Origin of the sequence: Streptomyces sp. NBC_00080, from assembly GCF_045041255.1 — a bacterium.
In the GTDB taxonomy this organism is placed as follows: Bacteria; Actinomycetota; Actinomycetes; order Streptomycetales; family Streptomycetaceae; genus Streptomyces; species Streptomyces coriariae.
The window spans coordinates 7,452,199-7,470,732 of the sequence record NZ_CP108235.1; the positions used below are offsets into that span (position 1 = coordinate 7,452,199).

16 protein-coding genes are annotated in these 18,534 nt (G+C 72.9%); 11 read left to right on the forward strand and 5 right to left on the reverse strand.

Annotated elements, in window-relative coordinates; all coding sequences use genetic code 11:
- Window positions 1–97: 97 nt before the first annotated feature.
- Window positions 98–379 carry a hypothetical protein gene (locus tag OHU34_RS33245; RefSeq protein WP_142269556.1) on the forward strand — a complete coding sequence of 94 codons (282 nt, stop codon included), beginning with the start codon at window positions 98–100 and terminating at the stop codon, window positions 377–379.
- A gap of 35 nt (window positions 380–414) precedes the next feature.
- Here the strand turns inward: OHU34_RS33245 and OHU34_RS33250 are convergent, their stop codons facing one another.
- The 4 genes from OHU34_RS33250 to hmgA are packed head-to-tail and all read right to left on the reverse strand — an operon-like array spanning window position 415 to window position 4,921.
- Window positions 415–1,623, reverse strand: coding sequence for a CaiB/BaiF CoA-transferase family protein (locus OHU34_RS33250; RefSeq protein WP_142269555.1), 1,209 nt, complete (start codon window positions 1,621–1,623; stop codon window positions 415–417).
- A 10-nt stretch (window positions 1,624–1,633) separates the two neighbouring features.
- A complete protein-coding gene (locus OHU34_RS33255) occupies window positions 1,634–2,779 on the reverse strand; it encodes a type ISP restriction/modification enzyme (RefSeq protein WP_405769823.1) in 1,146 nt (381 codons plus the stop codon).
- A gap of 25 nt (window positions 2,780–2,804) precedes the next feature.
- Window positions 2,805–3,554 (reverse strand): GntR family transcriptional regulator, encoded by a 750-nt coding sequence (locus tag OHU34_RS33260; RefSeq protein WP_142269553.1) that lies wholly within the window; start codon window positions 3,552–3,554, stop codon window positions 2,805–2,807.
- A 26-nt stretch (window positions 3,555–3,580) separates the two neighbouring features.
- Entirely contained in the window at window positions 3,581–4,921 is a 1,341-nt protein-coding gene (gene hmgA, locus OHU34_RS33265) for a homogentisate 1,2-dioxygenase (protein WP_142269552.1), read from the reverse strand.
- Window positions 4,922–5,097: 176 nt separating this feature from the next.
- Between hmgA and OHU34_RS33270 the strand changes: the two genes are divergently transcribed.
- The 10 genes from OHU34_RS33270 (at window position 5,098) to OHU34_RS33315 (ending at window position 17,355) form a co-directional block, all read left to right on the forward strand.
- Window positions 5,098–5,619, forward strand: coding sequence for a hypothetical protein (locus OHU34_RS33270; protein ID WP_230196353.1), 522 nt, complete (start codon window positions 5,098–5,100; stop codon window positions 5,617–5,619).
- Window positions 5,620–5,711: 92 nt separating this feature from the next.
- Window positions 5,712–6,329, forward strand: coding sequence for a TetR family transcriptional regulator (locus tag OHU34_RS33275; protein ID WP_405769828.1), 618 nt, complete (start codon window positions 5,712–5,714; stop codon window positions 6,327–6,329).
- A 139-nt stretch (window positions 6,330–6,468) separates the two neighbouring features.
- Window positions 6,469–8,706, forward strand: a complete 2,238-nt coding sequence (locus OHU34_RS33280) for a molybdopterin oxidoreductase family protein (protein WP_142269550.1) — start codon at window positions 6,469–6,471, stop codon at window positions 8,704–8,706.
- 141 nt (window positions 8,707–8,847) lie between these two features.
- The gene (locus OHU34_RS33285) at window positions 8,848–10,284 is read left to right on the forward strand and encodes a CitMHS family transporter (protein WP_142269549.1); all 1,437 of its coding nucleotides are present in this window, start codon (window positions 8,848–8,850) and stop codon (window positions 10,282–10,284) included.
- A gap of 19 nt (window positions 10,285–10,303) precedes the next feature.
- A complete protein-coding gene (locus tag OHU34_RS33290) occupies window positions 10,304–11,542 on the forward strand; it encodes an MFS transporter (RefSeq protein WP_142269548.1) in 1,239 nt (412 codons plus the stop codon).
- Window positions 11,543–11,645: 103 nt separating this feature from the next.
- On the forward strand, window positions 11,646–12,458 hold the full coding sequence (locus OHU34_RS33295; protein WP_142269547.1) for a hypothetical protein: 813 nt from the start codon (window positions 11,646–11,648) through the stop codon (window positions 12,456–12,458).
- Window positions 12,445–13,161: a class F sortase gene (locus OHU34_RS33300; RefSeq protein ID WP_142269546.1), complete on the forward strand. Its 717-nt coding sequence runs from the start codon at window positions 12,445–12,447 to the stop codon at window positions 13,159–13,161. The genes OHU34_RS33295 and OHU34_RS33300 overlap by 14 nt, the downstream gene beginning before the upstream one ends.
- 237 nt (window positions 13,162–13,398) lie before the next feature.
- Window positions 13,399–14,736: an ABC transporter ATP-binding protein gene (locus tag OHU34_RS33305; RefSeq protein ID WP_405769834.1), complete on the forward strand. Its 1,338-nt coding sequence runs from the start codon at window positions 13,399–13,401 to the stop codon at window positions 14,734–14,736.
- Between the two features lie 132 nt (window positions 14,737–14,868).
- Complete coding sequence (locus OHU34_RS33310) at window positions 14,869–16,257, forward strand: aldehyde dehydrogenase family protein (protein WP_142269544.1); 1,389 nt, start codon at window positions 14,869–14,871, stop codon at window positions 16,255–16,257.
- Between the two features lie 15 nt (window positions 16,258–16,272).
- Window positions 16,273–17,355: a Zn-dependent alcohol dehydrogenase gene (locus tag OHU34_RS33315; RefSeq protein WP_405769837.1), complete on the forward strand. Its 1,083-nt coding sequence runs from the start codon at window positions 16,273–16,275 to the stop codon at window positions 17,353–17,355.
- A gap of 72 nt (window positions 17,356–17,427) precedes the next feature.
- On the opposite strand, the gene OHU34_RS33320 is transcribed toward OHU34_RS33315, so the two are convergent.
- A complete protein-coding gene (locus tag OHU34_RS33320; RefSeq protein WP_405769840.1) occupies window positions 17,428–18,447 on the reverse strand; it encodes a DMT family transporter in 1,020 nt (339 codons plus the stop codon).
- Window positions 18,448–18,534: the final 87 nt, after the last annotated feature.

Below are 18,534 nucleotides of genomic sequence, written 5' to 3' on the forward strand. Positions count from 1 at the left end.
GGAAGGTGAATCCTGTGAGCTCGATACACGTGTGCCTCGACGGGGCGATAGGGTTACCCTGCCCGGGCCGGGTGGACTCGTACGGGTGGGGAGTGACATGGAACAGATAACGATGCACAGCAGGGCGAGGGTCCCTGCGATCACCTGCGGGAGCAGTGCGACCAGTTCGCGCCTCGACCGCCATCTCTCGGTGCTGGCGGGCCCCGCCATACCGCAGCGCGAGACGCTCGAGGCGACCTCGCTCATGCGGGAGCTGACCGCGCGTGAACCCGCGCGTGGCCACGGCCCCAAGACGACGCGGGCACGGGTGAGCCGTGTCTCGCTCTTCGCGCCGCTGCGCCGACTGCGGCGGTCACTGTTCGGAGGCAACAAGCACTGACCGGCCGGCGCGTCCTCACGTACTGAGTCCCGCGCTCAGGCGGCCACACCGTCCCGGCGCAGCGCTGCGATCTCCTCGTCCGTCATCCCCACGGCACGCAGCAGCGCTTCGGTGTGTTCCCCGAGCGCGGGCACGTCTCCCATTCGTGCCTCCGCCCCGCCCGGCAGCGTGATCGGGGGCAGCAGTGCCCGCAGCGGTCCGACCGGCGTCCCCACCTCCCGCCACCGCTCACGGGCCGCCAGCTGCGGATGCTCCGCCAGCTCGTGCAGATCCCTCAGACGTGCGCAGGCGATGCCCGCGCCCTCCAGCCGTGCGAGCGCCTCGTCGGCGTCCAGGGCGCCCAGTGCCCCGGTCACCAGCGCGTCCGTACGCTCCCGGTTCGCCACCCTGGCCGCGTTCGTCGCGTACGCGGGATCCGTGCCCGCGTCGGGTCGGCCGAGGACCTGTTCGGCCAGCCGTCGCCACTCCCGGTCGTTCTGCACGGACAACAGCACCCGCCCGCCGTCGGCGGTGGGGTAGGCGTCGTAGGGCGCGATCACGGCGTGCGCGAGGCCGGTGCGGGCCGGGGCGGCGCCGCCGTGCATCGTGTGGTGCAGCGGATGCCCCATCCACTCCGCGAGCGCCTCCAGCATCGACACCTCCACCGGACCGCCCCGCCCGGTCGTGCCGCGCCGCACCAGCGCCGCCAGCACGCCGGAGAAGGCGTACATGGCCGCGGCGATGTCCGCCGCCGGGATCCCCGCCTTCACCGGCTGCTCGGGCGTCCCGGTCACCGACACCAGCCCCGCCTCGCACTGCACGAGCATGTCGTACGCCCGCTTGTCCGCGTACGGCCCGCTCGCGCCGTACCCCGAGATGTCGACGGCGACCAGGCGCGGATGCGCCGCGCACAGCGTGGCCGCGTCCAGACCCAGCCGGGCCGCCGCCCCCTGCGCGAGGTTCTGCACGAACACGTCCGCGTCGGCGATCAGCCGCCGTACGACGTCCAGGCCGCGTGGGTCCTTGAGATCCAGCGCGATGGACTCCTTGCCCCGGTTGCACCACACGAAGTGCGAGGCGAGGCCGGCCGCGGCCGTGTCGTAGCCGCGGGCGAAGTCACCGCCGTCGATCCGCTCGACCTTGATCACCCGGGCGCCGAGATCGGCGAGCTGGCGGGTGGCGAACGGGGCCGCGACCGCCTGCTCGACGGCGACGACGGTCAGGCCCTCCAGGGGCGGCGGCAGCGGCGGGGGGCTCTGTTCCATGGGGTGGATGCTAGATCAGGGCGAACTGGCCCTCCGGGCCCTCCTCGTGGTGGTCGAGGACCGTCGCCGGGTGCCGGACCTGGTCCGGCACCGGCAGGACACCCGCCGCGCGCAGCTCCTTCGCGGTGACCGTGTCCGGCACCGTCAACTCCTCCTGCTGGGCGCGCGCCTCCGCGAACAGCGCCAACACCGTGATCAGTTCGAGGAGTTCGGAGGTCCAGGCCTGCGGCCAGGCCGTCGGGCGGATCGCGGCCAGGGTGCCCGGTGCGGGCTCCGCCGTCCGGGCCGCGAACCACTGCTCCAGGACGCGGACCCCGCCCGCCGCGAAGTCCCAGGCCGCGGGCGGGACCGGGGAGACACGGCCGCCGTCGAGGTGCAGGGTCTCCTCGTCGCGGTCGTAGTGCAGCGTCAGGGGCTGGCTGGGCAGCGGGGCGCGGACGTAGGGGCGGCGGCCGCCCGGGAGCCGGGGGCGGTCGCCGTCGCGGCGGAGCAGCCACAGGGCGCGACGGCCCAGTTCCACACCCCGGGCCCAGAGCCCGGGGTCACGGGTGAGCGGGACCGTGAGATCGGGGCGGACGGCGGTCAGGGTCCAGGCCAGGAAGTCCACCGGATCGGGGGAGTGGCCGAGGTGCTCCAACAGGCCCGGCGCCAGGTTGGGTTCCACGCCGCCGGGGCGCCGGTACAGCGGGCGGATCCGCCCGGGGCGCGCCAGCGGGATCAGGGCGGTCGCGAGCAGCGGCGGGCCCGGCGGGGACGGCGTCTCCACCACGAAGACCTGGTGCTCGTCCGCCACCCGCCACAGCTCCGGGCGGGCCGCGTCGATCAGCCGGTGGTCGGGGATGAGCCAGTGCTCGTCGAAGGGCCCGGTCAGCACCCGCACCGGCTCGGGGCAGGGGCCCGAGGCGCGGACGAGCCTCTCGGTGCCGCCGAGGTGCCCGGGCAGCTGCCCGACCGCCGTGTGCAGGGTGCGGGAGCGGGTCGGCTCGAACAGGGCCTCGCGGCCCGGGCCCTCGGTCTTCACCAGGGCGTCCCAGCGGGCTTTCAGGGAAGCCGGGTCGGGGTCCGTCGGCCACCCCCGGCCGAGCCGCGGCGGTGCGACGGACCACGGCATGAGGTCCGCCAGCGGCGGAGCGTCGTCGGGCGTCACGCTGGGCATCGTACGACGGGTCGCCCGCGGCCGGTCACGTCGCGTCGAGGGAGACCGTGAAGGAGAAACGGTCGCCCCGGTAGTGGATGACGGCCACGTCGAGGACCTGTCCGCCGGTGTCGTAGATGACGCCCGTGTAGTGCAGGATCGGGCTGAGCAGCGGGACCCGCAGCAGCTGGGCGGTCTCCGGGTCAGCCAGCCGGGCCTCGACCGTGTCCGTGATCCGGCTGATGTCCACGCCCGTGAGGTCCCGCAGCACCTTCGTCATGGGCCGGCGGACCAGGTCCTCGGGGTCGATCCGGGCGGCGATCTCGGGACGGACGTAGTTGCGGGCGTGGTTGGTCGGCTCACCCGTGTTCTCGTCGCTCCGCAGCCGGTGGTAGGTCGTCACCTCGGCCAGGTCCGGGAAGTGCTCGGCGACCTCGGCGGGGACGGACGTACGGCCGTGGTCGAGGAGTTCCGTCGTCATCGCGGACTGCTGGGCCACGATCGCGTCGACCGAGCCGAGGAGCCGGACCGGAGCGCCCCGTCGGGCGCTCGGCTCGATGAACGTGCCCCGCCGGCGGTGCCGGCTGATCAGCCCCTCGTCCTCCAGCTCCTTCAGCGCCTGCCGCATGGTCAGCACGCTCACCCCGTAGTGACCCGCCAACTGCTCCTCGGTGGGCAGTCGGAGCGGGTCCTGCGGCGAGCGGCCGAGTATCGAGGCGCGCAGCGACTGCGACACCTGGTACCAGAGCGGCAGCTTTCGGGTGAGGACGATCGAGTCCGGCGCGAAGGAGGTCACGGGCTATCCGTACCGGTCGGCATCGTTCAGTGCAATGTTCCGTCGGAGGGACGGAAGTGGCGTTCGAGGCCCTGCCAGACGTCGTCGTAGCGCTGCTGGAGGTGGTCCGCCCGGGTCGCGTGCGGGGTGAGGGCGATCGGCCAGCGGGTCTCGAACATGAACGCCAGCCCGTCGTCGATCTTCTGCGGCCCCAGCTCGGCGGCGCTCGCCCGGTCGAACGTCTCCCGGTCCGGGCCGTGCGCCGACATCATGTTGTGCAGCGAACCGCCGCCCGGCACGAAGCCGCCCTTTCCGGCCGTCTTGGCGTCGTACGCGCCCTCGATCAGGCCCATGTACTCGCTCATCACGTTCCGGTGGAAGTACGGCGGCCGGAAGGTGTCCTCGCCGACCAGCCAGCGCGGGGCGAAGACCACGAAGTCGACGCCGGCCAGACCGGGGGTGTCGGACGGGGCGGTCAGCACCGTGAAGATCGACGGGTCCGGGTGGTCGTAGGAGATGGTCCCGATGACGTTGAAGCGGCGCAGGTCGTAGACGTACGGCACGTGGTTGCCGTGCCAGGCGACCACGTCGAGCGGGGAGTGGTCGTACGTCGCGCTCCAGAGGTGGCCGCAGTACTTGTTGACCACCTCCACCGGGCCCTCGACGTCCTCGTACGCGGCGACGGGCGCGCGGAAGTCACGGGGGTTGGCGAGGCCGTTGGCGCCGATCGGGCCCAGGTCGGGGAGGCGGAAGGGAGCGCCGTAGTTCTCGCAGACGTAGCCGCGGGCGGAGGCGTCCAGCAGGTCGACGCGGAAGCGGACCCCGCGCGGGATCAGCGCCACCTCGCCGGGCTCGGCGTGCAGTTGCCCGAACTCCGTGCGCAGCAGCAGTCCGCCCTGCTCGGGGACGATCAGCAGCTCGCCGTCGGCGTCGCTGAACACGCGTTCCATGGAGGCGTTCGCGTGGTACAGGTGCACGGCCATGCCGGTGCGCTGGGTGACGTCGCCGTTGCCGCCGAGGGTCCACAGGCCGGCGAGCAGGTCCGTGCCGACCGGGGGCTCGGGCAGGGGGTCCCAGCGCAGCCGGTTCGGATCGGGGACGGTCTCGGTGAAGGGGCCGGTGCGCAGCGCGCCGTCGTCGACCCGGGTGAACGCCGGATGCGCGGCCGACGGGCGGATCCGGTAGAGCCACGAGCGACGGTTGTGGGCGCGCGGCTCGGTGAACGCCGTACCGCTCAGCTGTTCCGCGTACAGGCCGAGAGGCGCGCGCTGCGGCGAGTTCCGGCCGTCGGGCAGGGCCCCCGGCACGGCCTCGGAGGCGTGCTCGTTGCCGAACCCGGAGAGATAGGTCAGGCCCTCGGCCGTCTTGCGTGCGTCCCCGCTGCTCATGATCGCTCCCTCCGGCGCCCCGCGGGTGCGCCTGCTGATTCCTATGCATCACCGTAGGATTGCGATTTCCCCGGCGCAAGAGGTGCGCCGGTCCTCCTCCTGGAGGACGATCAAGACGGCCGGAACCAGACTCCAGGGGGATCCGCGTGTCGGTCCGTTGTTCTACGCTCCCCCGCATGTCGTGGACGCGCGGAAGCCTCGCCGTGCCCGCGGTCTGTGTCCTGCTGCTGGCCGGATCCGCGGGCTGCGGCACCAGTGACGCCCATGAGCGGGGGGACGCGTCGACCGCGGCGTCGGTCTCCCCCTCGCCGGTGGGCAAGGTCCTGAAGGACACGGACGACGAAGGGCGGCACTACCGCGAGGTGGAGAAGAAGGGGGCACCCGAGGTCGGTGTCGAGGTGGAGCCCGAGGCCGACGGGAGCTGGGACGTCCGCCTGAAGGTGGAGAACTTCCGGTTCACGCCCACCGCGGCGAAGGCGGGGGTGGCCCACGGCCGCGGCGCCGCCCGGCTCTACGTGGACGACCAGCCGGTCGCCGACCTGCGCACCCCGTCCTACCGCATCCCGGCCGGCTACCTGCCGCACGGCACCCACCAGGTCACCGCCCGGCTGTGCGCGGACGACGGCACGGTGTGGGCGGTGGACGGCAAGCCGGTGGAGAGCACGGCGTACATCACGGCGTCGGAGCCCTCGCCCTGAGCGTCCGCCCCCGGCGGGCCCTCGTTGAGTGCATCAGGCATCTTTCTCCGTACCGAGGGGTGAGGTTCACCCCGCCGCGACGGAAAGGCATCATGAGCTCCGTGCCCCAAGCGACATCGCTCCGTCGTGCGCCCGTGCAGCGGCGCAGCGCCGAACGGCTGACCAGAATCCTCGACGCCTGCGCCGACCTGCTGGACGAGGTCGGCTACGACGGCCTGAGTACCCGGGCCGTCGCCGAGCGTGCCGGCGTCCCCATCGGCTCCGTCTACCGCTTCTTCGGCAACAAGCGGCAGATGGCCGACGCGCTGGCGCAGCGCAACCTCGAGCGCTACTCCGAGCGCGTCACCGAGCGGCTGAAGGGCGCGCGCCGGGGCGACTGGCGGGCCGCCATGGACGCCGTGCTCGACGAGTACCTGGCCATGAAGCACACCGCTCCCGGGTTCTCCCTCGTCGACTTCGGCAACCAGATCCCGGTCGGCGCCCGGCACGCGGAACCCAACCACCGGGTCGCCGACCGCCTCACCGACCTGCTCTCCGACTATCTCGTCCGCGAGCCCGACGACGACCTGCGCCGCACCTTCCTGATCGCCGTGGAGACCGCCGACACCCTCGTCCAGCTGGCCTTCCGGGTGCATCCGGAGGGCGACCCGAAGGTGATCGACGAGACGCGGGAGCTGCTGCGGGCGTATCTGGCGAGGACCCTGGACTGAGCCGTCCGGCACGGGTGCCGGAACGAGCCGCTCGCGAGTTCGCGCCGTCACCCCGAGACCCCTCCCCTCCGTTCATACCGGTCGGTATGCTCGGTGGCAGTCCGTGCGTCATCGCTGCCGCCACGCTTCAGGAGGACCCGTGTCCCGCACCGCCCTGCGAATCTGCCCGTTGTGCGAGGCCACCTGCGGGCTGACGCTCACCATCGAGGGGACGGAGGTCACCGGCGCCCGCGGCGACCGGGAGGACGTCTTTAGCAAGGGCTTCATCTGCCCCAAGGGCGCCTCCTTCGGTGCCGTCGACGGCGACCCCGACCGGCTGCGGACGCCCCTGGTGCGCCGGGACGGCGAGCTGCGCGAAGCCACCTGGGAGGAGGCCTTCGACGCCGTGGCCGCCGGGATCCGGCCGGTCGTCGAGCGGTACGGGGCGAACTCCGTCGGAGTCGTCCTCGGCAACCCCAACGTGCACACCATGGCCGGCGCGCTCTACCCGACCGTGCTCATCGCCGGCCTCGGTACCCGCAGCCTCTTCACCGCCTCCACGGTCGACCAGATGCCCAAGCACGTCTCCAGCGGCCTGCTGTACGGCGACGCCAACGCGATCCCGGTGCCGGACCTGGACCACACCGACCATCTCCTGCTCATCGGCGCCAACCCGCTGGAGTCCAACGGGAGTCTGTGCACCGCCGCCGACTTCCCCGGCAAACTCAAGGCGCTCAAGGCCCGCGGCGGCACCCTCACCGTCATCGACCCGCGCCGCACCCGCACCGCGAAGCTCGCCGACCGGCACATCCCGATCCGGCCGGGCACGGACGCGCTGCTCCTCGCCGCGATGGCCCAGGTGCTCTACGAGGAACTCCTGGTGGATCCCGGCGAGTCGGCCCCGCACCTCGACGGCCTCGAGGAACTGGCCCAAGCGGTAAAGGACTTCACCCCCGAAGCGGTGAGCGCCGCCTGTGACGTGGACGCCTCGCTCATCCGCACCCTGGCCCGCGAACTCGCCGCCGCGCCCACCGCCGCCGTCTACGGCCGCATCGGCAGCTGCACGGTCCCCTACGGCACCCTCGCCAGCTGGCTCGTCGACATCCTCAACATCCTCACCGGCAACCTGGACCGGCCCGGCGGCGCCCTCTTCCCGCAGGCCGCCACCGACCGCACACCCCGGCCGGCCGGCCCCGGCCACGGCTTCCAACTCGCGCGCTGGCACTCCCGGGTGAGCCGGCACCCGGAGGCCAAGGGCGAGCTGCCGCTGTCGGCGCTCGCCGAGGAGATCGACACCGCCACGGAGCAGGGCGAGCCGATCCGCGCGCTCGTCGCCGTGGCCGCCAACCCCGTCCTGTCCGCCCCGGACGGCGACCGGCTCGACAAGGCGCTCGACTCCCTCGACTTCATGGTCAGCGTCGACCCCTACCTGAACGAGACCTCCCGCCACGCCGACGTGGTGCTGCCCCCGCCGCCGCCCTCGCAGAGCCCGCACCACGACTTCGCCTTCAACACCCTCGCCGTGCGCAACCAGGTCCGCTACAGCCGGCCCGCCGTCCCGCTCGAGCCCGGCCGGATGGCCGAGACCGAGATCCTCGCCCGGCTGACCCTGGCCGCCACCGGCATGCACGGCGCCGATCCGTCCGCCGTGGACGACCTGGTCATCGGCCAGACCCTCGGCAAGGCGGTGAAGGAGCCGCACTCGCCCGTGCACGGCCGCGACCCGCACGAGCTCGCGGCACAGCTCACCGGCGAGACCGGTCCCGAGCGACGGCTCGACATGATGCTGCGCCTCGGCCCCTACGGCGACGGCTTCGGCACCCGCCCGGACGGACTCGGCCTCGCCCGGCTGCTCGCCCACCCGCACGGCATCGACCTCGGGCCGCTGCGCCCCCGCCTGCCCCAGCCGCTGAAGACGCTCAGCGGACGGATCGAACTGCTGCCGCAGCCGATCGTCGACGATCTCCCGCGGCTGCGGGAGGGGCTGAAGCGACGGCCCGACGAACTCGTTCTGGTCGGGCGGCGCCATCTGCGGTCCAACAACAGCTGGATGCACAACGTCCCCGCGCTCACCGGCGGCACCAACCGCTGCACCCTGCACATCCACCCCGAGGACGCCGAACGGCTCGGCGTGCGGGACGGCGCGCCGGTACGGGTGAAGGGCGCCGGGGGAGAGGTGACCGCACCGGCCGAGGTCACCGACGGCGTGCGCCGGGGCGTGGTCAGCCTGCCGCACGGCTGGGGCCACGACCGCCCCGGCACCCGTCTCAGCCATGCCGCCACCGACCCCGGCGTCAACGTCAACCAGCTCCTCGACGGCAGCCTGCTGGACCCGCTGTCGGGCAACGCCGTTCTCAACGGAGTACCGGTGGAACTTGCCCCCGTGACGGCCTCCTGAGCTGAGCAAAGCTGTGACCTGGAGTTTTGCGCTTATTGCTCGCACGTCAACGTCTTGTTAACACCGTTTGAACGGACCTAACGTCAACCCACCGCCGACCCCCAGGTGGGATGTTCAAGGGCGAACGTTAGGTATCCACTCATGTTGACCATCCTCGGCTTCGCCATGATCGCGACCTTCCTGGTCCTGATCATGCTGAAGAAGATGTCGCCGATCGCGGCGCTCGTGTTGATCCCGGCACTGTTCTGCGTCTTCGTCGGGAAGGGCGCCAAGCTCGGTGACTACGTCATCGACGGCGTCACCAGCCTCGCCCCCACGGCGGCGATGCTCATGTTCGCGATCGTCTACTTCGGTGTGATGATCGACGTCGGCCTCTTCGACCCGATCGTTCGGGGCATCCTGAAGTTCTGCAAGGCCGACCCGCTCCGCATCGTCGTCGGTACGGCGCTGCTCGCCGCGATCGTCTCCCTGGACGGCGACGGCTCCACCACGTTCATGATCACCGTTTCGGCGATGTATCCGCTGTACAAGCGCCTGAAGATGAGCCTGGTCGTGATGACCGGTGTCGCGGCGATGGCCAACGGCGTGATGAACACGCTGCCCTGGGGCGGCCCGACCGCCCGCGCCGCCACCGCGCTGAAGCTCGACGCCAGCGACATCTTCGTGCCGATGATCCCGGCCCTGGCCGTGGGCCTGCTCTTCGTCATCGCCCTCTCCTACGTCCTCGGCCGCCGTGAGCGCGCCCGGCTCGGCACGCTGACGCTGGACGAGGTGCTGGTCGAGGAGAAGCAGACCGAGACGGTCCTGGTGGGCGCCGGCGGCTCCGGTGACGGCAAGACCCCTGTCCGCAAGGGCGGTTCCGGATCCGGTTCCGGCGCCGGAACCGACGCGGCCGCCGCTGCCGCGCAGGACGACGAGGACGACGAGGACGACGACTTCCAGGGCCTCGACCCGCACCGGGCCACCCTGCGCCCCAAGCTGTACTGGTTCAACGCGCTGCTCACGGTCACGCTGCTCACCTCCATGATCATGGAGTGGCTGCCGATCCCGGTGCTGTTCCTGCTCGGCGCCGCGCTCGCCCTCAGCGTCAACTTCCCGCACATCCCGGACCAGAAGGCCCGCCTCGCCGCCCACGCCGACAACGTCCTCAACGTCTCCGGCATGGTCTTCGCCGCCGCCGTCTTCACCGGCGTCCTCCAGGGCACCGGCATGGTCGACCACATGGCCACCTGGATGGTGGACGTCATCCCCGCGGGCATGGGTCCGCACATGGCCCTCGTCACCGGCGTCCTGAGCCTGCCGCTCACCTACTTCATGTCGAACGACGGCTTCTACTTCGGCGTCCTGCCGGTCCTCGCCGAGGCCGGCGCGGCGCACGGCGTCTCGCCGCTGGAGATGGCCCGCGCCTCGCTCGTCGGCCAGCCCCTGCACATGTCGAGCCCGCTCGTCCCGGCCGTCTACGTCCTCGTCGGCATGGCGAAGGTCGAGTTCGGCGACCACACGCGGTTCGTGGTCAAGTGGGCCGCCCTGACCTGTCTGGCGATCCTCGGCGCGGGCATCCTGTTCGGGATCATCTGAGCCGACCATGGAGGAACTTGTGAGGCCCGGCAGGAACCGCGGCTGGCTGCTCCGTCTCGTCATCGCCTTCGGCTTCGCGCAGGGGGCGGTGTCGATGGCCCGGCCCGCCGTCTCCTACCGGGCCCTCGCGCTGGGCGCGGACGAGCGGGCGATCGGCGTCATCGCGGGTGTGTACGCGCTGCTGCCGCTCTTCGCCGCCGTACCGCTGGGCCGTCGCACCGACCACGGCCGCTGCGCGCCGCTGCTGCCGGTCGGAGTGGTCCTCATATCCGGCGGCTGTGTGCTGAGCGGAGTCGCCGGCTCCCTCTGGACGATGGCCCTGTGGAGCGGGGTGATGGGCCTCGGTCATCTCTGCTTCGTCATCGGCTCCCAGTCGCTCGTCGCCCGCCAGTCCGCGCCGCACGAACAGGACCGCAACTTCGGCCACTTCACGATCGGCGCCTCCCTCGGCCAGCTGGCCGGCCCGATCGCGGCCGGAGCGCTGATCGGCGGTGGCGACATGACGGACAGCAGCGCACTCGCCCTGCTGGTCGCGGGCGCCGGCTGCGCGGTCGCGTTCACCTCGCTGTGGCGCATCGAGCACCGCGACACGACGCCCAAGTCCCGTACGGAGCAGGGTGAACGCGTCCCCGTCGGCCGCATCCTGAACGCCCGGGGCGTCCCCGCCGGCATCCTCATCAGCCTGTCCGTGCTGTCCGCGACCGACATCCTCACCGCCTATCTGCCGGTGGTCGGCGAACACCGGGGGATCGCGCCGTCCGTCATCGGCGTCCTGCTCAGCGTCCGCGCGGCGGCCTCCATCGCCTGCCGGCTCGTCCTCACCCCCCTGTTGCGGCTGCTCGGCCGGACCCTGCTGCTCACCGTGACCTGTCTGCTGGCGGCCCTGCTGTGCGCCGGGATCGCGCTGCCGGTGCCGGTCTGGGGACTGGGCGTGATCCTCGCGTTGCTCGGCTTCTGCCTCGGCGTCGGGCAGCCGCTGTCCATGACGACCGTCGTCCAGGCGGCGCCCGACGGCGCCCGTTCCACCGCGCTCGCGCTGCGCCTCACCGGCAACCGCCTGGGCCAGGTCGCCGCGCCCGCCGCCGCGGGGCTGGTGGCCGGGGTCGCGGGGGTGGCCGCGCCGTTCGTGATGCTGGGCGTGCTGCTGCTGGTGTCGTCGGGGGTGGCGGCGCGGTCGCGCGGGGACGGGCAGGTGGAGGCGGCCGTGCCCCGGCGGCGCCGGTCCGGATCGGGATTGCGCCGGTCGAGCGATGTCTGACGGCGCGTCGGGCGGCGCTCCCACAGTCGTGGGCGCCGATGTGAAAGAGAGTCAGGTGCAAGAGCGATTTGTATGAAAATCGTCCTGACTCGGAGGAATGCGCATGTCCAGCTCGACGCTCCCGTCCGCCCTCGGCTCCCGCCTCGGCGTCACGGCCCTCACGGTGCTCGCCGCGGCGGGGTTCACCTGCCTCTCGGCACCGTCCGCCGTGGCCGTCGGGGAAGCCGGTGACATCAGGATCCACCGCGAGCATGTCCCCCCGGGCGTCTCCAAGGACGACCCCGTGGCCTGCCGCTTCTACCTCGACGCCGCCAACTTCGGCGAGCTGCCCTCCGTCGGGTACACCATCAAGGCGCGGCCCCCGGCCCCCGACACCGCCACCGTCACCGGCACCATCACCCTGACCCAGGGTGCCGGGCACACCGACACCCTGGGGCTGGCCGAGGGGTCGTACACGCTCGAGTGGACCATCCCCGGCGATGTCCCGGTGCCCTCGCCCAAGGTGAAGGTCTTCAAGATCAACTGCCCTGAGGGTCAGCGCGAGGGGAACGGCAGCCCGAACCGGCCGATCACGGACGACGGCCGCGAAGTCGGCGGTCCCGACGGCCAGGCCGGTGGCGGCCAGAACGGCGGCGGTCAGAACGGCGGCGGTCAGAACGGCGGTGGCCAGAACGGCACCACGCAGAACGGCACCTCGCAGGGCGCCGGCGGACGGGAAGGCGGAACGCAGGGCGGCTCCGCCTGGAGCGGCGAGAAGGGCGGCCCGGAGGGCGGCGTGCACGCGGGCGGCGGCGGTCTCGCCGACACCACGCAGGCCTTCACCCCGCTGGCCGGAGCCGCGGCCGTCGGACTGGTGGCCGTCGGTGGGGTCGCCTACTTCCGCCTGATCCGTCGGCGCACCCATGGTGCCGCGTAGGCGCGTACGCAGGCCCTGGCACCGGACCCGCGCCTACCGCCTCACCAGGACGGCCGTGCTCGCGGTCGTCCTGGTGACGGTCGGAGTCCGGTGCGGGGGGCACGACGGCCCGGCCACGGCGGCCAGGGCCGGGGAGGTGGCGTCCGGCGGGGCGCAGGCCGCCCCGGCCCCCGGGGGCGACGCCGACGAGGGCCGGACGGCGGGTAAGGGGGCGTCGAAGAGCCCGGGACCCCCGCCCCGCCCGCTGCCCCGGTCCCCGGCGACCACCCTGCGCGTGCCCTCGCTGGGCATCGACGCGCCGATCGTCCCGCTCCGGCTCGGCCCGGACCGGCACCTCGGGACACCCCCGCTCGACCGGCCGAAGCTGGTGGGCTGGTACGCGGGCGGCCCCACACCCGGGGAGCGGGGCACCGCCATCGCCGTGGGCCACCGCGACACCAAGACCGGCCCGGCGGTTTTCGCGGGCCTCGCGCGCGTGGCCCGGGGTGCCCGGATCGAGGCCCGGCGCGCCGACGGCCGTACGGCCGTCTACACCGTGGACCGGGTGCGCGTCTTCGACAAGGCCACCTTCCCCGACAAGGAGGTGTACGGCCCGACCCGCCGCCCCGAGCTGCGCATTCTCACCTGCGGGGGCCTCTTCCGGCATGCGACCGGATACACCAGCAACGTCGTCGTCTTCGCCCATCTGACGGCGACCCGCTGATCCCGGCCGTGGCCGCGCCGGGGTCCCCGGCCGCGGGGCCGACACCCGCTGAACCGGACAGTCCGGTTTCTCACCAGTCGGACGGGTGAGTCCGATCCGGGCATGTCTCTTCCCCCCGGTGCGCACAGTCCGTTAACTTCCGTGACTCACAAGCCCCGTTCGACCCGCACGGGGCAGGTCGGACAACGGAGCACCGGCCGGGCCGGCCCGGCACACGAGTCCCCGGGGACACTTCTCATGACACGCGCCATCTCGTTGCACGACGTCAGCAAGGTCCACACCCGAGGCGTCCGGGTCGTGGACCGGCTGTCGCTGGACATCGCGCCCGGTGAGTTCCTGGTCCTGCTCGGCCCCTCCGGCTGCGGCAAGTCCACCGTGCTCCGCATGATCGCCGGCCTGGAGCACATCACCGAGGGCGAGTTACGGCTCGACGGCGAGTACGCCAACGACCTGGCGCCCTCGGAGCGGGACATCGCGATGGTCTTCCAGAACTTCGCGCTCTACCCGAACATGACCGGCCGCGACAACATCGGTTTCCCGCTGCGCATCGAGGCCCCCGGCGCCGACCCGGGCCCCCGCGTGGACGCCACCGCCCGGATGCTCGGCATCGAGGACCTGCTCGACCGCTTCCCCGGCCAGCTCTCCGGCGGCGAACGCCAGCGCGTCGCCATGGGTCGGGCCATCGCCCGGCACCCCTCCGCCTTCCTGATGGACGAGCCGCTGTCCAACCTCGACGCCAAGCTCCGCAACCATCTGCGGGCCGAGATATCCAAGCTGACCCGGCATCTGGGCGTCACCACGGTCTACGTCACGCACGACCAGTCCGAGGCCATGTCGCTCGGCGACCGGGTCGCCGTGCTGCGTGGCGGAGTCCTCCAGCAGGTGGGCACTCCGCGGTCCGTCTACGCCCTGCCGCGCAACGTCTTCGTCGCCGCGTTCATCGGCACCCCGCGCATCAACCTGCTGCGCGGTCTGGTCCGCGCCCCGCTCGACGGAGCCATGACGATCAACCTGGGCAAGCAGGCGCTGCGGCTGCCCGAGCCCCACTCCCTGGACCACAAGCTGCTGCGCGTGCAGCAGGGCCGGGAGGTGATCGTCGGGCTGCGTTCTGAGGCGGTCCGTATCGCCACGCCCGCCGACGCCCGGCCCGGCGAGACCCACATCACCGGCCTGGTGGAGCACGTGGAGTTCCAGGGTCACGAGGTGCTCGTCCACTTCAACACCGGCTCCCGGCTCGCGGTCGTGCCGGAGCTGGAGGCGCCCCGTCCCGGTCGGCGGCCGCCCCGGCGGCGCCGCCGCGAGGGCGGGGTCCTGGGCCGGCTGCGCAAGGGCGCCGGCGGCCTGCGGACCGGCGCGGTCGACGTACTGGACGAGCCGTCGGCGCAGGAGGGGCCGCTCGCGTCCCCGGAGGCCCGTCCCCTCGGCGACCTCGTCGTGCGCACCACCCCCGACTTCGACCTCCGGCACGGGATGCAGGTCCCGCTCCTCGTCGACATCGCCCATCTCTTCGTCTTCGACCAGCACGGCGAGCGCATCAGCCCGGCTCCGGCCAGGCTGCCGGACCTCGACGAGTGAGAGGGCGTCCCGCGGGGGCCACGGTCCAGTACCCCGCGTGTTCCGAGTCCTTCACCCGTCGTCCCCTGGTGCCAGAAAACTAACAGCGCTAGTTTAGGTCGCGGACGACGACGCCCGCCCGAAGGGAACGCGATGAAGGCACATGACGGCATCTATCTCGACGGCGCCTGGCGCCCGGCCGCGGGCCGGGATGTGATCGAGGTCGTCGACCCGGTGGGAGAGCAGGTGATCGCCCGGGTCCCGGCGGGCGACGCCGTGGACGTCGACACCGCCGTACGGGCGGCCCGCGCAGCCCTGCCGGGCTGGGCCGCGACCCCGCCCGCCGGGCGCGCGGCCCGGCTGACCGCGCTCCGGGACGTCCTGGCGGCCCGCAAGGACGAGATCGCCGAGACGGTCACCGCCGAACTCGGCTCGCCCCTGGCCTTCTCCCAGGCCGTCCACGCGGCGGTGCCGATCGCGGTCGCGGGCTCCTACGCCGAGCTGGCCGCGACCCACCCCTTCGAGGAGAAGGTCGGCAACTCGACCGTGTTCCAGGAGCCGATCGGCGTGGTCGGCGCCATCACCCCCTGGAACTACCCGCTGCACCAGATCGTCGCCAAGGTCGCCCCGGCCCTCGCTGCGGGCTGCACGGTGGTCCTGAAGCCCGCCGAGGACACCCCGCTGACCGCCCAGCTCTTCGCCGAGGCGGTCCACGAGGCGGGCGTCCCGGCCGGCGTCCTCAACCTCGTCACCGGCCTCGGCCCGGTCGCCGGCCAGGCCCTGGTCGAGCATCCCGGCGTCGACCTGGTGTCCTTCACCGGTTCCACGGCCGTGGGCAGGCGGATCGCGGCGACGGCGGGCGCGGCCGTGAAGAAGGTCGCCCTGGAACTCGGCGGCAAGTCCGCCAACGTCATCCTGCCGAGCGCCGACCTCGCCCGCGCGGTCAACGTCGGCGTCGCCAACGTGATGTCCAACTCCGGCCAGACGTGCAGCGCCTGGACCCGGATGCTCGTCCACCGCGACCGGTACGACGAGGCGGTCGAGCTCGCCGCGGCGGCGGCCGCCAAGTACGCCGACCGCATCGGCCCCGTCGTCAACGCCGCACAGCGGGACCGGGTGCGCGGGTACATCGAGAAGGGCGTCGCCGAGGGCGCGCGGCTGGTCGCGGGCGGCCCCGAGTCCCCGCGCGAGCTGGGTTACTTCGTCAGCCCCACGGTCTTCGCCGACGTCACCCCCGGCATGGCCATCGCCCAGGAGGAGATCTTCGGCCCCGTCCTGTCCGTCCTGCGCTACGAGGACGAGGAGGACGCCCTGCGGATCGCCAACGGCACGGTCTACGGGCTCGCGGGTGCCGTCTGGGCCGGTGACGAGGCGGAGGCGGTGGCCTTCGCGCGCCGGATGGAGACCGGTCAGGTCGACATCAACGGCGGCCGCTTCAACCCGCTCGCGCCGTTCGGCGGCTACAAGCAGTCGGGCGTCGGCCGCGAGCTCGGCGCGCACGGCCTCGCCGAGTACCTCCAGACCAAGTCCCTCCAGTTCTAAGGGAGTCAACCGAACATGGCTGTCCGCGCCGCCGTACTCCCCGCCATCGGTGCTCCCTTGGAGATCAGGGAGATCGTCCTTCCGGACCCCGGCCCCGGCCGGGTCCGCGTCCGGCTCGCCGCCGCCGGGGTCTGTCACTCCGACCTGTCCCTGTCCGACGGCACCATGCGGCTGCCGCTCCCCGCGGTCCTGGGCCACGAGGGCGCGGGCACGGTCGTCGCCGTCGGGGAGGGCGTCGAACACCTGGCGCCCGGCGCCGGTGTCATCCTCAACTGGGCTCCTTCCTGCGGTAGTTGCCACCCCTGCACGCTCGGCGAGGTGTGGCTGTGCGTGAACGCCCTCAACGGGGCCGCGGAGGTGTACGCCCGCACGACGGACGGCACCGACCTCCACCCCGGGCTGAACGTCGCCGCCTTCGCCGAGGAGACCGTCGTCCCGGCCTCCTGTGTGCTGCCCCTGCCGGACGGCATCCCGCTCGCCGACGCGGCCCTCCTCGGCTGCGCCGTCCTCACCGGCTACGGCGCGATCCACCACTCCGCCCGGGTCCGCCCCGGCGAGACGGTCGCCGTCTTCGGCGTCGGCGGGGTCGGCCTCGCCACCCTCCAGGCGGCCCGGATCGCCGGCGCCTCGACGATCGTCGCCGTCGACGTCTCCCCGGAGAAGGAGGAGCTGGCCCGGGCGGCGGGCGCCACGGAGTACGTGGTCGCCTCCGAGCGGACCGCCCGCGAGATCCGCGCCCTCACCGGCAAGCAGGGGGTCGACGTGGCCGTCGAGTGCGTGGGCCGCGCGGTCACCATCCGGACGGCCTGGGAGTCGACCCGGCGCGGCGGCCGCACCACGGTCGTCGGCATCGGCGGCAAGGACCAGCAGGTCACCTTCAACGCCCTGGAGATCTTCCACTGGGGCCGCACCCTCGCCGGCTGCGTCTACGGCAACTGCGACCCGGCGAAGGACCTCCCGGTCCTCGCCGACCACGTCCGGGCGGGCCGCCTCGACCTGAGCGCCCTGGTGACGGAGCGCATCGCCCTGGAGGACATCCCGGGGGCCTTCGACAACATGCTGGCGGGCAAGGGAGGGCGGGCGCTGGTGATGTTCTGACGGGCCCCGCTCCGGCGCCCTCGGCCTACTCCGGCACCCTCGCGCCGACGCCGTCGGCTCGCTCCGGCGCTCTCAGCCCGTCCGGGGGCCGATCTCCCGGTCGGCCCCCGGCGCCGGAACGTCCTGCCCCGCCTCCGCCCCCTGCGCCGCTTCCGCCCCCCGCGTCACCTCCGGCTCCTGCGCCGACGGGGTGCGCGGCGCACGCGGCCTCGACCGCGACACGGCCACACCCGCCAGGCACAGCAGCCCACCGGCCAGGGTGAGCAGCCCCGGCACCTCGCCCAGCGCCAGCCACGACATCAGGACGACCAGTGCGGGCACGGCGTACGTGGTCGCGCCCATGCGGCTCGCGGTCGTCCGGGCCAGCGCGTACGCCCACGTGGTGAAGGCGAGCGCGGTCGGGAAGACGCCCAGGTAGACCATGTTGAGCGTCGCGGAGACCGGGGCGTCGGCCGCCTCGTGGACCAGCTGCCCCGCGAACGGCAGACACACCACCGTCCCGATGACACATCCGAACGTCGTCACCTGGAGCGCGGTCGCCCGGCCCAGGGCGGGCTTCTGTGCGACGACCCCGCCCGCGTAACCGAAGGCGGCGAGCAGACACAGCACCACCCCGAGCACCGACGATCCGCCCTCGCCCGACATCGACAGCCCCACCGCGACCGCGCCCGCGAACGACACGGCCATCCCCGCCAGCAGCCGCGGCGGCATCACGTCCCCGAGCAGCCGTGCGCCGAGCAGGGCGATGAGGATCGGCCCGATGTTCACCACCAGCGCCGCCGTCCCCGCGTCCACCTGCTGCTCACCCCAGTTGAGCACCACCATGTAGAAGCCGAACCACAGCACGCCCGACACGGCGATCCCGCGCCAGGCGGCCCTCGGCGGCCACCCCGCCCGCCGCACGGCGCAGATGACCCCCAGCACCAGCGCCCCGGAGACGAGCCGCCCGAGCGCCAGCGCCCCCGGCGAGTACGCGTCGCCCGCACTGCGGATCGACACGAAGGCCGAGGCCCACAGCACGACGGTCACGGCGGCCGCACCGGCGGCGAGCAACTCGGTACGGCGTTCGGTACGCCGGGGGCTGTTCATCATGCTCCTCAGGCTAGGAAGAGTCGCGGGCCGAAAGCTCGCGGATTTCGGACGAGTGATCGAGAGGCCGAGAGACCGGGGCTCCAGGGG

Coding starts and splice junctions, on each gene's coding strand:
- OHU34_RS33245 (WP_142269556.1), top strand. CDS start 98: ATGGAACAGATAACGATGCACAGCAGGGCGAGGGTCCCTGCGATCACC.
- OHU34_RS33250 (WP_142269555.1), bottom strand. CDS start 1,623: ATGGAACAGAGCCCCCCGCCGCTGCCGCCGCCCCTGGAGGGCCTGACC.
- OHU34_RS33255 (WP_405769823.1), bottom strand. CDS start 2,779: ATGCCCAGCGTGACGCCCGACGACGCTCCGCCGCTGGCGGACCTCATG.
- hmgA (WP_142269552.1), bottom strand. CDS start 4,921: ATGAGCAGCGGGGACGCACGCAAGACGGCCGAGGGCCTGACCTATCTC.
- OHU34_RS33270 (WP_230196353.1), top strand. CDS start 5,098: ATGTCGTGGACGCGCGGAAGCCTCGCCGTGCCCGCGGTCTGTGTCCTG.
- OHU34_RS33275 (WP_405769828.1), top strand. CDS start 5,712: ATGAGCTCCGTGCCCCAAGCGACATCGCTCCGTCGTGCGCCCGTGCAG.
- OHU34_RS33285 (WP_142269549.1), top strand. CDS start 8,848: ATGTTGACCATCCTCGGCTTCGCCATGATCGCGACCTTCCTGGTCCTG.
- OHU34_RS33295 (WP_142269547.1), top strand. CDS start 11,646: ATGTCCAGCTCGACGCTCCCGTCCGCCCTCGGCTCCCGCCTCGGCGTC.
- OHU34_RS33300 (WP_142269546.1), top strand. CDS start 12,445: ATGGTGCCGCGTAGGCGCGTACGCAGGCCCTGGCACCGGACCCGCGCC.
- OHU34_RS33305 (WP_405769834.1), top strand. CDS start 13,399: ATGACACGCGCCATCTCGTTGCACGACGTCAGCAAGGTCCACACCCGA.
- OHU34_RS33310 (WP_142269544.1), top strand. CDS start 14,869: ATGAAGGCACATGACGGCATCTATCTCGACGGCGCCTGGCGCCCGGCC.
- OHU34_RS33315 (WP_405769837.1), top strand. CDS start 16,273: ATGGCTGTCCGCGCCGCCGTACTCCCCGCCATCGGTGCTCCCTTGGAG.
- OHU34_RS33320 (WP_405769840.1), bottom strand. CDS start 18,447: ATGATGAACAGCCCCCGGCGTACCGAACGCCGTACCGAGTTGCTCGCC.